Source organism: Actinomadura rubrisoli (genome assembly GCF_004349215.1).
In the GTDB taxonomy this organism is placed as follows: Bacteria; Actinomycetota; Actinomycetes; order Streptosporangiales; family Streptosporangiaceae; genus Spirillospora; species Spirillospora rubrisoli.
In genome coordinates, this window is the sequence record NZ_SMKU01000063.1 from 22106 (window position 1) to 34022 (window position 11917).

Annotated in this window: 10 protein-coding genes; 4 read left to right on the forward strand and 6 right to left on the reverse strand. The window is 73.6% G+C overall.

Going from position 1 to position 11917, the window contains the following annotated elements:
- Window positions 1-8 precede the first annotated feature (8 nt).
- Window positions 9-941 carry a LysR family transcriptional regulator gene (locus E1298_RS14925; protein WP_131893495.1) on the forward strand — a complete coding sequence of 311 codons (933 nt, stop codon included), beginning with the start codon at window positions 9-11 and terminating at the stop codon, window positions 939-941.
- Between the two features lie 9 nt (window positions 942-950).
- Here the strand turns inward: E1298_RS14925 and E1298_RS14930 are convergent, their stop codons facing one another.
- Window positions 951-1943: a LysR family transcriptional regulator gene (locus E1298_RS14930; protein ID WP_131893497.1), complete on the reverse strand. Its 993-nt coding sequence runs from the start codon at window positions 1941-1943 to the stop codon at window positions 951-953.
- Between the two features lie 137 nt (window positions 1944-2080).
- Here E1298_RS14930 and E1298_RS14935 point away from each other — a divergent pair, with 137 nt between their 5' ends.
- The gene (locus tag E1298_RS14935; protein WP_165975466.1) at window positions 2081-2650 is read left to right on the forward strand and encodes a snapalysin family zinc-dependent metalloprotease; all 570 of its coding nucleotides are present in this window, start codon (window positions 2081-2083) and stop codon (window positions 2648-2650) included.
- Window positions 2651-3040: 390 nt separating this feature from the next.
- On the opposite strand, the gene E1298_RS14940 is transcribed toward E1298_RS14935, so the two are convergent.
- From E1298_RS14940 to E1298_RS14950, 3 genes are all read right to left on the reverse strand, one after another.
- Window positions 3041-4327, reverse strand: a complete 1287-nt coding sequence (locus E1298_RS14940) for an alpha/beta hydrolase family protein (protein WP_243725595.1) — start codon at window positions 4325-4327, stop codon at window positions 3041-3043.
- Between the two features lie 267 nt (window positions 4328-4594).
- Window positions 4595-5602: a CU044_5270 family protein gene (locus E1298_RS14945; protein WP_131893501.1), complete on the reverse strand. Its 1008-nt coding sequence runs from the start codon at window positions 5600-5602 to the stop codon at window positions 4595-4597.
- Window positions 5599-6273 carry an RNA polymerase sigma factor gene (locus E1298_RS14950; RefSeq protein ID WP_131893503.1) on the reverse strand — a complete coding sequence of 225 codons (675 nt, stop codon included), beginning with the start codon at window positions 6271-6273 and terminating at the stop codon, window positions 5599-5601. The genes E1298_RS14945 and E1298_RS14950 overlap by 4 nt, the downstream gene beginning before the upstream one ends.
- Window positions 6274-6454: 181 nt before the next feature.
- Between E1298_RS14950 and E1298_RS14955 the strand changes: the two genes are divergently transcribed.
- Both E1298_RS14955 and E1298_RS14960 read left to right on the forward strand, forming a co-directional pair.
- Window positions 6455-7831 (forward strand): zinc metalloprotease, encoded by a 1377-nt coding sequence (locus tag E1298_RS14955; protein WP_131893505.1) that lies wholly within the window; start codon window positions 6455-6457, stop codon window positions 7829-7831.
- 12 nt (window positions 7832-7843) lie between these two features.
- Entirely contained in the window at window positions 7844-8404 is a 561-nt protein-coding gene (locus tag E1298_RS14960) for a HEAT repeat domain-containing protein (protein WP_131893507.1), read from the forward strand.
- 20 nt (window positions 8405-8424) lie between these two features.
- Here the strand turns inward: E1298_RS14960 and E1298_RS14965 are convergent, their stop codons facing one another.
- On the reverse strand, window positions 8425-9339 hold the full coding sequence (locus E1298_RS14965; RefSeq protein ID WP_131893509.1) for an NADP-dependent oxidoreductase: 915 nt from the start codon (window positions 9337-9339) through the stop codon (window positions 8425-8427).
- A gap of 112 nt (window positions 9340-9451) precedes the next feature.
- Window positions 9452-11917: helix-turn-helix transcriptional regulator (locus tag E1298_RS14970; protein ID WP_131893511.1), on the reverse strand; the 2466-nt coding region annotated here is incomplete at its 5' end.

Consider the following 11917-nt stretch of genomic DNA (forward strand, 5'->3'; position numbering starts at 1 on the left):
CTCTGGCCGTGGAACTGGAGATCCGGCACCTGCGCGTGGTCCTCGCTCTGGTGGACAGCGGCAGCCTCACCGGGGCGGCGGCTCAGCTCGGCATCTCGCAGCCGACGGTGTCGGAGACCCTGCGCCGGGCCGAGCGGGTCGCGGGCGGCGCCCTGTTCCGGCGGGGAGCGCAGGGCGCCTCACCCACGCCGCTGGGGGAGGTGGTCGCCGCGCACGCGCGAGGGGTGCTCGACTCGCTGGCCCGGTTGAAGACCGCCGGGACGGCGTTGCAGCTGAGCTGCACCCCCAGCACGCTGCATCCATACCTCGTCGTCCTCGCGCCGGAGGCGTTGGGAAGGGCGGTGGAGGTGCACGCGGCGCCGGAGTCCGCCGCGCCCGTGGACCTGGTCGCCGACGGCCGGGCGCACGCCGTCCTGGCGACGGACTTCCGCGGCCACGAGCACCCCGAGGTGCCGGGCGTACGGCGCACCCTGGTCGCGCACGAGCCGATGTTCGTGGCGGTCGCCGCAGACGGCCCGCTGGGGGAGCGCGGCGAGGTGGACCTCGCGGACCTCGCGGGGCTCACCTGGGCGGTGACGCCGGTCAGGGACCGGCGCCGGGCCTACCTGCTGGACGTGCTCACCGGGGCGGGAGTGCGGGCGCGGGTGCGGACGGTCGACTTCGCCGCGGCGTTCGGGCTGGTCGAGATGGGCCGGGTGGTGTTGCCGGCCATGCCCGGTGCCCGGCCGCGCGCGGGCATCGCGTTCCTGCCGCTCGCGGGCGCGCCGCTGGCGGTGCGGACGAGCCTGTTCTGGCAGGCGGACGGTCCGTTGCGCCCGGACGAGGTGGCCCGGTTGCGCGCCCGGCTGGTGGTCGCCCAGCACGAGCGGGTCGAGCGGGCCCCGCACTACCAGCGGTGGCTGGGCAGGCATCCGGAATGGCGGACGACGCCCTCAGGGTGACGCCGACCCTCAGGGTGACGCCGAGCCCAGCCAGCCGTGGTGGCGGTCGAACCAGCCGGGCACCCGGCACTGGCTCCGCGCCGCTCGCCGGTACGCGCGGACGAGCTCGGCGGAGATCCGCTCGGCCTGCGCGCGGGCGAGCGAGGACGCCAGCAGCACGTGCCGGATCCTCAGCGGCGAGCCGCGGATCTCCGCCACCGCGCCCGGCATGCCGCCGCGGCTGACCAGCGCCTGCACCAGTGTCACCACGGGATCGCCGCGCCGCACCGTCTGCGCGGCGCTGAGCAGGGCGGGGGTGCGGATCAGCGGCGTCCGCAGGCCCGCGGCGGCGCAGACGTCCCTGACGTGCCGGGTGAACTCCCCTCCGTCATACCGGTCCGTGAGCCAGACGAACTCCACCAGCCGCGCCAGCTCGACGACGCCCTGGTGGTCGATCTCTGGCGGCACCGTCACGAAGACCGGCTCGCGGCCGACCTCGACCAGCGCGACGCCTTCGGGGACGAAGCACTCCCGGCCGGGGTAGTCCACGTGCGCCACCAGGTCGAGCTCGCCGGCGACCAGGGCGTTGACCGCCTCGGCCCGGTTCTCCACCACGGTCAGGTCCACCGGGCGCTCGGGTACGGCGGTGGACGCGGCCTCGCCGAGGAACGCGGCCAGCGCGGTGGGCAGGACGCCGATGCGCAGCTGCGGCCGGTCGCGCAGGGCGCGCATCGCCCGGGCCAGGTCGTCCAGGTCGGCGAGGATGGTCCGGGCGTGCTCCAGGACGGCCTCTCCCAGCGGCGTCGGCGCCACCCCGTGCGAGGTGCGGTGGAACAGCGTGCCGCCCACGGCGTCCTCGATCCTGCGCAGCTGGGCCGTCAGCGCGGGCTGCGAGGACCCGAGCCTGGTCGCGGCCCTGGTGAGGCTCCCCTCGACGCTGATCGCGTCGATCATCCTCAGGTGGCGGACCTCCAGCTCCATGGGCCGAGTATGGGCCCGCGGCCGGTACGGAATGCGGCCCATCAAAGAATGTTATACGGATTCATTATGTTCACCGCGGCGCTTTATGGGGCTACTCTCCATCAGGTCGGCGCCACAGAACATCGACATATCGGGGGGAACCAACCGGTCATCACCCGCCAGCGAAAAAGGAGCCGGAGTTGTTCCCAACCAGATTCATCACCGCGGTGCTCGGCGGCATCGCCGCCCTCGTCCTGGTCGGCGCGCCCAGCGCCACCGCCGCTCCCCAGCCCGTGGCGGTGCGGACCATCTACTACGACGCCAGCAAGGCGGCCGAGCTCAGCCCCCTGGTCGACCAGGCGGCCGAGATCTGGAACACCCGCGTCACGAGCGTCAAGCTGGTCGCGGGGCAGGGCGGCATCTCGGTGACCACCGCCCAGAACGGGTCTGCGCCCGGGACGGCCAGCTGCGTCGGCTGCACCCGCGGGCAGATCTACTTCTACCGCAACCAGATCAAGTCGTCCGGCGCCGGCCCGCTGCGCGTGGTCGTCCACGAGTTCGGCCACATCCTCAGCCTCCAGCACCCGAGCGACATCGGGAACTGCGACAAGGTGATGGCGGGCGGACGGTGCGAGAACCCCTACCCCAACGCCGACGAGAGCGCCGCGGTCCAGCGCTTCTGGGCCGGCAGCCGGCTCCGCGCCGAGCCCGGCCCGCTCCCCGCCGACGAGAGCGAGACCCTGGGGGCGCCCGCGCTGGTGACCCGCTAGCCCATCAAGCCCTCCCGGGCGCGGGGCCGGGCCGAGACCGCAGGTCCCGGCCCGGCCCTTCGGCATCCACCGGACGATCTCCGTTGCCGGTGCGCGCGGCCAGGCCAACGGCTCGGCGCTCCTGCTTCTCCAGACGCTGGTCCCGCCGCTCGCCGACATTCCGCTTGAGGGCGAAAGGTGGCGGTTCGACCGTGAGTCACGTCCCAGACTCGCCGGCCGCAAGGCATGGAAGGCCCGCGCCCCGCTGGCACCGCGCGGACGGACGGCCGGGTTCAACTGGCGGGGCTCCTACGACGACGGCTTCCGCGACCTACTGTCAGGGAAATGGCGGGAGCCGCTTCCCGACCTCCCGCAGATCGAGATACCGATCCCCAAATAGCCTGGCGCCTTCTAGGGGATGAGTTTCACTTCCGGGTAACGGCTGCTGGGACGGTCGAAGAGATGCGTGTGCCGTCCTCGCAGGTGGAGGTCGAAGAACGCGGTGACGTAGGCGCGCTGGGCCGCGATCGAGCGGTCGGGGTCGATCGTCCCGACGGTTTCGGCGACGGGTATGTTCGGCAGTTCCTTGGCTATCTGGGGGAGCATCGCTTGGGCGTCGCAGAATGACAGGTGCTGCGTCCCGATGAACCGCGCCTCGCGTTTCCAGCCGCTCGACCGGTCCCAGAACGTCTTCCAGCTCGGCACGCTCTCCCGGGTCGTCGTCTCTCCCGCCACCTGCATGAACGGCTTGGTCACGCCGCTCTGAACGACCGGTCCGTAGAGGTTGCCGTCGAGGTTGATGCCCGCGTCGAGGCGCCGGTCGTCCGCTAGGAGCTGGGCGGCCATGGCACCGCCGAAGGAATGGCCGAACATCCCGGTCCGCGACAGGTCCAGGGCGCCGCGCAGTCCGGCGGGCAGCGCCCTGCCCCCGGCGTCGGGGTTGTGCCCGCGGTCCATGCGCGCCAGCTCGTTGAGGACGAACCGCAGGTCCGCGACACGTGTGGAGACCAGTACTTTCACCAGCTTGTCCCACTCCTCCTCGGACGGGTCCTGCGGGAGCCGCCCCCGCTCGACCCGTCCGCCGGGGAACTCGACCTGGTCGGGCTGGTAGGTGTGGTCGACGCTGACGACAATGTAGCCGCGCGCGGCGAGCTCCTCGATCAGGGCGGTGCCGAGGGCGCGCGGGCCGTCCAGGCCGGGGGAGTAGAGGACGACGGGAAGGGGCGCCGCCCCGCGGTCCAGCGGTGCGCCGACGCGGGCGTGGCTCATCGTGGCCGCCCAGTTCACCTGGCCCGGCGCGACGCCCAGATCGGCGGCCGTGTTCCGGTCGAAGTCGGCCGCGGCATGGGGCGGCATCTGCGGCGCCAGAGGCAGCCTGTCCGCCTTCCGGGCGGGATACCAGATGCTCACCATGAGTTCCCGATACGGCTTGGACGGCGCCAGGGAGTCGGAGCGCGACCGGTCGATCAGATGCAGCGGGACGGTGCCGACCGGGCGCCGCACGGTGGGCGCCGGAAGCGACATCTTGACGGCCGCCGCAGCCGTTCTCGCGGTGCTTCCGGGAGCGGGCTTTTGCGCCGCGGCTTCGGTGGCCGCCGCCGGTGCGGCCAGCAGGGTCACCGCCACGGCGGCGGCGCCCATTCCGGCGGCCGCCCGTCCGCCGCGGTGGGGCCCGAAAGTTTGGGAAAAGGCTGACATCGCTCGTCTCCTCACAGGTGAGTGCCGCGTTATGAGAAGCCTTCCAGCGACGTCCCGCCTGGTGATCGACCCGGTGAACGACCCGGGCGTAATCCGGAAGGCGGTGAAGCGAGGATGTCGTCCGTCTCAGGGGGGATTCGACGTAGACGGCTCAGCGGCACCGGTTCGGAGGCGAGAGCATAAAAGCCGACAGGCTCCTGCCCGCGAACGGACAGGAGCCGGGCACAGGCGTTGGCGCGCCGAATCGGACGCCAACGCGAATCGGGCTCAGCGCGGGAGCTGGCCGCGTTTGTCGACCACACCGATCGCCAGAAGCGCGCTGTGGCTGAGGACGGTTCCCTTCTTGCCCTGATCGCCGTCCTTGACGAGGACGGAGCGTTCACCGAGGTAGGCGAAGGTCTTCTTGTCGAAGATCCACTCGGACCGCACGGGGCCCTGCACCCTGGCGACGGCCACTCCGTGGCGGCCCGCCGCGTCGACGGCGTCCGGCACCATCACCACACCCGGGATCTTGGCCGCGGCACGGTAGAAGGCGGCCGCGAGGCGGGGCGGCACCAGATTCCCATTGACCAGGAGACCGATCTCATCGAAAGCCAGGCCCTCCTTGCTTTGATCGTATCCCTTCTGCCCCTTGTGCTCCTTGTAGATGCGCTGCAGGATCGCGGCCGGGTCGGTGGGGAACGTCAACAGCCGCTTATAGCTGAAGACATTGTCTCCGCTGATTCCGGTGGGCTTGCCGCCGTTTTTGCGGATCATTCCCTCAACACCGGTCGCCAGCGGTGAGGTCCACACCTCATCGACCACCGGGGTCCGCTGCGTCGTCTTCTTCCTGCCCGGCTCCTTGCCGATCGCGGTGTAGATCCCCTTGGTCCGGGTGTAGATGAACTGGTCGTCGCCCACGGCGACGGCGGGCTTGCGCTCGGCGGCCAGTGACACGCGGTCCAGCAGCGCGACCGCGTTCTTCGGAGCGCCCCCTTCGAAGGCGACCAACGGCACCGCCTTGGGGCCGTCACCGCCGTCCACCGCGACGATCGCTCCGGCCGCCACAGCGGTGGCCGCGACCGATGCCGACAGGACACCGACGGCGAGGCGGCGCCGGCGGGCGCGCGGACGGGGGGCCGCGGCGGGGTCGGACCCCTGGATTTCCAGCATGAAGTGCTCCTTGAGGAGGCGGCGGCGACCGTCGGAGAGCTCCGGGTCGCCCGGGGCGGGCAGTAGCCCCGCCAACTCCTCGCGCTCGGCGGGGCCCGGGCCCTGCCGCGGAGTGACGTTCATCGGTGCCTCTCCTGAGTCGACCGGACCGCTTTGGCGCGGTCACCATCCAGCTGTCCGTCCAGGACGCTCGGTTCCGTTTTTCCTTCGCCCTCCCCGTCTCCCCGCCGGTCTGCGCGCGTTCGCTGGGCGCGCAGGTCCGCGTCCGTGAGCTCACGCAAGCGCTTGCGGGCCCGGGACAGTCGTGAGCGGACCGTCCCGACGGGGACGGCCAGGGCCTCCGCCGCCTCCGCGTAGTCAAGGCCCGACCACACCACGAGCGCGAACACCTCGCGCTCGGCCGGCCGCAGGCGGCCCAGGGCGGCCCGGGCGGCGGCGAGCTGCTCGGCGTCGGCCATCCGCCCGACCAGATCGTCGGCGAAATCGGGCATCGTGTCGCCGCGCGGCAGCCGCGAGAGCGCGGCCCGGTGCCGGCGGGCCGCCCGGCCGGTGTTGCGCAGCACGTTGGCCGCGATGCCCAGCAGCCACGGCCGCAGGCTCTCGCCGTCCGGGCGTATCCCCTCCCGGAGCCGCCACGCCTCCATGAAGGTCAGCGACACCACGTCCTCGGCCGCCGCCCAGTCACCCACCACCCGGACCGCATGGCGGTAGACCACGGCCGCGTGCTCGTCGAAGACCTCCGCGAACGCGTCCTGATCCCCGGCGCGCAGCCGGGCTCGCAATGACAACTCCACACCCTGTCCTGTCACGGGACCGCGGGGGGTTCCCGTGACGCCGATCACAATTGAACACGCGCAGCGCCACGGGCAGGTGGAGCGGTAGGGCAGGTCGGATTTCCGGGGCCGCATGCGGACACTGCGGGTCCGCGTCCGTTCCGGAGGGTTGATACTCGAACCACAGGGAGTGAGGAGTGCCATGGAAACCACCGCCTCCGCAGGTCAATCGCCGGACAGGCCGATCAACCGGTACGGTCCGCTGGACTCCCCGCCCGTCGAGGCCGAAGAGGCCCGGGGACGGCTCGCCCCCGGCCAGGTCGCGATCCTCGACGTCCAGCCGGTGGAACGCGTGATGAGCGACCAGCCCTTCCAACTGCGGGTGCGCCTCGCGGGCGGGACGGGCGAGGGGGTGGTCAGCGTCCTCACGCACTGGGCGGGCACACCGTTCGTCGTGGAGCGCAGGATCGGCGCCGACGACCACGACCGCGGATACGCGGACGTGGAGTTCACCGCCGACCAGTCACTGCCGCCCGGTCCCGCGACGTTCACCGTCGGTGTCATCGTCGAGTCGGGGGCGCAGGCCGACTTCACCGTCAGCGTCGCCGTGCTCCCGTCCAACCCGTTCAGCATGCGGCTGTCCCCGCGCGACAACTTCGTGACCGGGACGTTCAGCGTCCGCGCGGTGAAGTCCGGGAACTCCTACCAGATCAACATGACCGTGACCCTCAGCAACGGCGACGCCGCCGCCGTCGCCATGCGGCAGGACTTCCGGTGGGAGTTCTGGGACGGGCCGGTCGGCGGCGGGACGCTGGTGGAACAGGGCACCGGGGGCTTTCCGGACCCGATCACCGTGGGCGCGCACAGCACGTGGGAGGGCTGGATCGCGTTCAACTCGCCCAGCGGCAGCGGCATCTTCAACAAGCTGGAGGGCAGGGAGGACCTGGCGGTCCGGATCATCATGACCCGCCAGTCCGGGGGCACCGTCGAAGCCCAGATCACGGTGCGGACGATGTTCTCCTACGGTCTGAACATCACCCGGGTCGGTGCCGAGTCCTTCACCAACGAGGAGTACACCGACCTCTACCGCGCCGTGGACGTGACCCGCACCATCTACGAGCGCCGCGATGTCACGGTGGCCGTCGACCGCCGCTTCATCTCCAACGCGAGCGCCGGCGGCTTCACCGTCATCACGTCCGAGACCGAGGCCCGCGACCTGTTCGAGCAGTGGTCGGGCCCCGACAACGGGTTCATCGACGTGTTCGTGGTGCCGAGCATCTCCGGCACCGGCTTCGACGGGCTGGCCGGCGCCATCCCCGGGCCGACCTCGCACGACGGCCGCAACAGCGGCGTGGTGGTGGACAAGAGCGGCTTCGTCGACGGCGCCGGCGTCCGGCACCTCAACGTCGCCTACCTCGGCATGCTGATCGGCCATGAGGTCGGGCACTACCTTGGGCTCGTCCATGTCAGCGAGGCGGGCAACCTGATGCTCTCCTCCAGCACCGCGACCGACACCAATCTCAACTACGACCCCCAGTACCGGACGATCATCCGGCACGGGTGGGTCCGCATCGCGTGAGGACCGGCAGGTATGAGCGAGAGAGCTGGACGGGAAGAAGAGCCCGCCACGCGTCCGTCGACCTTCGTGAGCCGGGAGGGGCTCCCCGGCGTGCGTGCGCGTGAGGAGGTCAACGAGCTGCTGCGGGCGCACGACCCCGAGGTCGCCGAGGAGAACCTCGCCCGGCTGACCGACGAGCACAGCCCGCTGCTGCGCCAGATCGCCCGGGAGCGGGACGTCTCCGCGCGCGATCCGCACCTGCGCCGCAACGCGATCACGGCCCTCGGCCGCGTCGTGTCGGTGGAGAACCTGAACGTGCTGGCCGAGCTGGCGGCCCTCGACGACGACGAGCTGATCCGCGCCAGCGCCCTGACGGTGCTCGCCGGCACCGGGCTGCGGCTCGCCGTCCCGCTGCTGGCCGACGCGCAGGAGTCGCGGTCCCCGGTGGAGGCCGCCGCCGGGGCCAAGGGCCTGGCCGCGCTGGCCGACCGCCTCGGCACTGACGCCGTCGAGGCGGCTTTGCGTCCCGGGCAGCGGCAGCCGGGCCCGGCGGAGACCAGCGGCGGCGAGACGGAGGCCGACCCGTCCCGGTAGCGGCCCCGCCGGTCCTGAGGTCAGTCGACTACGAGGACGATCTTGCCTCGGATTCCGCCCGCCTTGTAGAGGCGGTGCGCGTCGGCGGCCCGCTCCAGGGGGAGGCTGCCATGGATGTGCCATTTCAGCTTGCCCTGGGCGTACAGGTCGGCCATCTCGGCCAGCCGCGCCGCCGTGCGCTTGGCCGGGCTCAGGCGGACGCCGAGGGCGGCCGCGCGGTCGTGGTCGTACAGCGTGATGATGCGCGAGCGGTCCTTGACCAGCTCCAGCGTCGCGTCCAGGGCGGCGCCGCCGACACCGTCCAGGGACGCGTGGACGCCGTCGGGCGCGAGCTCGCGGACACGGTCGGTGAAACCGTCACCGTAGGCGACGGGAACGGCGCCCAGGGACCGGACGTAATCGTGCTGGGCCTCGCGGGCGGCACCGATCACGGTGGCGCCCCAAAGCCGTCCGAGCTGCACCGCGACCGTGCCGACCGCGCCCGCCGCGCCGTGCACCAGGAGCGTGTCGCCCGCCCCGACGTTCAGGTCCTCCAAGGCGTTGTACGCGGTCTGGGCCGGAGCGGTGAAACCGCCCGCCACCTCCCAGGGCATCGAGGCGGGCTTCCCGGTGACCTGGGCGGAGGAGATCACCAGGTGCTCGCGGTAGGCGTTCAGGAGGGTGAAGCCCAGCACCTCGTCGCCGGCGGCGAACCCGGTGACGCCCTCGCCGAGCTGGTCGATCACCCCGGCGAACTCGTTGCCGGGCGTGCGCGGGTATGCGGCGTCCGCGCCCGCGGGAAGCCAGCCCCCGACGACCGCCACGTCGAAGGGCTGGACGCCGGCCGCCCGGATCCTGACCCGCACCTGGCCCGGGCCCGCCTGCGGCTCGGGGACGTCGGCGAGACGCAGCGCCTCCGGCCCGCCCGGCCCATCGAAAACGATCACTCTGCTCATCGCGTGCTCCCTGATCGGTCGTACCAACGATCACGAAGCTAGGCGGCGCGGGCACGGGCCCGAATCCGTGGCGCCACGGTAGTGGCCACCTGGCCGTCCGGCGGGAGCGCGGTCAGGCGAAGCGGGCCAGTTCGGCGCGCGAGGCGACACCGAGCTTGGGGTACGCCTTGTAGAGGTGGTACTCCACCGTCCGGTGGCTGAGGAACAGCTGGGCGGCGATGTCGCGGTTGCTCGCCCCGGACGCCGCGAGCCGGACGATCTGCAGCTCCTGCGGCGTGAGCCGGTCCAGCGGGTCCTCGCCGCCGGACGGGGCGGGCGCGGTCTCCCCGGTCGCGCGCAGCTCGGCGCGGGCGCGTCCGGCCCACGGGACGGCGCCGAGCCGCTCGAAGGCCGCCAGGGCGGAGCGGAGCGGGACGCGGGCGTCCGAGCGGCGCCGCGCCCGCCGCAGCCATTCGCCGTACAGCAGCTCGGTCCGGGCGCGTTCGAACGGCCGTCCGCCCTGCTCGTGCAGGCGCATCGCCGCCGCGAACGCCTCCTCGCCGGGCGACAGCAGGGCCCGGCAGCGCAGCGCGACGGCCGACGCCCACGGGCGGTCGATCGCGGCGGCCCATTCGGTGAGGCGCTCGCAGGCGGCCTCCGCGCGATGCGGGGCGCCGGCGTGGACGGCGGCCTCGGCCAGGTCGGCGGACGCGAAGACCACGGCGGCGGTGTGCCGGGCGGGTCCGGAGGCGGCCTCGTCCAGGACGCGCAGCGCCTCGTCGTGGCGGCCCAGGCCGAGATGCAGCAGGCCCAGGGCGCACGCTCCCGCGGCCGCCGCCTCGGCGACCGATCGTCCGGCGGCCGCCGCGTGCTCGCGGCACCGTCCCTCGTCGCCCTCGACGGCGGCGATCCGGGCGGCGATAGCGGCCAGGCGTCCCTCCCGGTGCCGCTGGCCGGTCTCGCGGGCCAGCTCCCCGGCCTCGGCGAGGGTCGCGGCCGCGTCGCGGTGCAGGCCCGCCGCCACCTGCGTCTGCGCGACGACCTGCAAGGTCGTGGGCAGCGCACCGATCAGGCCGCGCTGCCTGCCGAGCGCGGCGTCGGCGGCGGCCAGTTCCGCGGCCGCCTCGTCCTCGCCGAGCAGCAGCGCCGGCGCCAGGACGAACAGCCGCGCGATGAGGCTGCCGAAGGGGTCCGTGCGCGACGCCGCCACCACCCCGCGCAGGAGCGGGACGCCGGACGCGACGTCCCCAGCGGCGATCCGTCCGAGGCCCACCAGCGCGGCGGCCACCGAGGCGGTCTCGCCGGCGGCGCGGGTGACGCAGGTGCCGACGGCGGCGGCGCCGATCTCGGCGGCCAGCCCGGCCACGCGGCGGACCTCGCCGTCCTCGCCCGCCGACCAGGCGTTGCCCGCCGCCATGACCAGCAGCGTCAGCGCCAGCCCCGGATCGGTGGCGGCGATCGGCACGGCGCTGTCGGCCAGGTAGCGGGCGGTGCCGGCCGGTGCGCCCCGCTCGAACTCGGCCGTCGCGCGGACCATCGCCAGCTCCGCGAGCGGCCCCGCGTCCCGCGCGTGCTCGGCGGCGCGCTCGGCCAGGGCCGCCGCCCGCTCGGTGCGGCCCCCGGTGATCGCCGACTGGGCGGCGCGGATCAGCCGGCGGGTCCCGTCGTCCCGGGACGGGCTGAGCCGGGCGGCGTGCTCGTACAGGGACGAGGCGGTCGCGGGCGCGCTGCGGCCCCGGGCAGCGGCGGCGGCCCGTTCGAGGTCGGCGGCGACGTCCTCGTCGGGCGCGGGCGACGCCGCCGCGCGGTGCAGGGCGCGCCGGTCGCCGTCCGTCGCCTCGGCGAGCGCCGTGTGGACCGACAGGCGCGTCGTCAGCGGCATGCGCTGGTAGGCCGCCGCGCGGACGAGGGGATGCCGGAACGCGACGTGGGCGCCGGTGATCCGCAGCAGGCCCGCCCGTGCGGCCGCGTCGAGGTCGCCGGCCGTTGCGCCCAGGCTGTGCGCGGCGCGCAGGACGGTGCCTAGCTCGCCGGTGCCCTCGGCGGCGGCGACCGCGAGGGCCAGTCGCGGCCGTTCCGGCAGCCGTTCGACGCGTGCGCCGAACGCGGCGAGCACGCGTCCGGTGACCGGCAGCGCGGCCGGGGGCGGGGCCTTTCCGGTGCGCTCGCCGGGGTCCAGGGCGGCGGGGAGTTCGAGCAGGGCGAGCGGGTTGCCCGCCGACTCCTCGATGATCCGGTTCCGGACGGGGACGGCCAGGTCGGAGGCCCGTTCGGCGAGGAGCGCGGCGGCGGCCCCGTCCTCCAGGCCGTCCAGCGGCAGTTCGGGCAGGCCCCGGGCGTCGAACTCCTCGCGGGCGGCGAAGACCATCGCGACGCCCTCGGCGCCGAGGCGGCGGGCGGCGAACACGAGCGCGTCGGCGGAGGCGGGGTCGAGCCAGTGCGCGTCGTCGACCAGGAACAGGACGGGACGGTCGGCCGCGAGGTCCGACAGGAGGGTGAGGACGGCGAGCCCGACCAGGAACCGGTCGCTGCCGTCCCCAAGGCGGTTTCGGGGGGTGTGGGGGGTCGTCCCCCCTCGGGAGGCAGGGCTGTTCCGGGG

Coding starts and splice junctions, on each gene's coding strand:
- E1298_RS14940 (WP_243725595.1), bottom strand. CDS start 4,327: ATGTCAGCCTTTTCCCAAACTTTCGGGCCCCACCGCGGCGGACGGGCG.
- E1298_RS14945 (WP_131893501.1), bottom strand. CDS start 5,602: ATGAACGTCACTCCGCGGCAGGGCCCGGGCCCCGCCGAGCGCGAGGAG.
- E1298_RS14930 (WP_131893497.1), bottom strand. CDS start 1,943: ATGGGCCGCATTCCGTACCGGCCGCGGGCCCATACTCGGCCCATGGAG.
- E1298_RS14965 (WP_131893509.1), bottom strand. CDS start 9,339: ATGAGCAGAGTGATCGTTTTCGATGGGCCGGGCGGGCCGGAGGCGCTG.
- E1298_RS14955 (WP_131893505.1), top strand. CDS start 6,455: ATGGAAACCACCGCCTCCGCAGGTCAATCGCCGGACAGGCCGATCAAC.
- E1298_RS14960 (WP_131893507.1), top strand. CDS start 7,844: ATGAGCGAGAGAGCTGGACGGGAAGAAGAGCCCGCCACGCGTCCGTCG.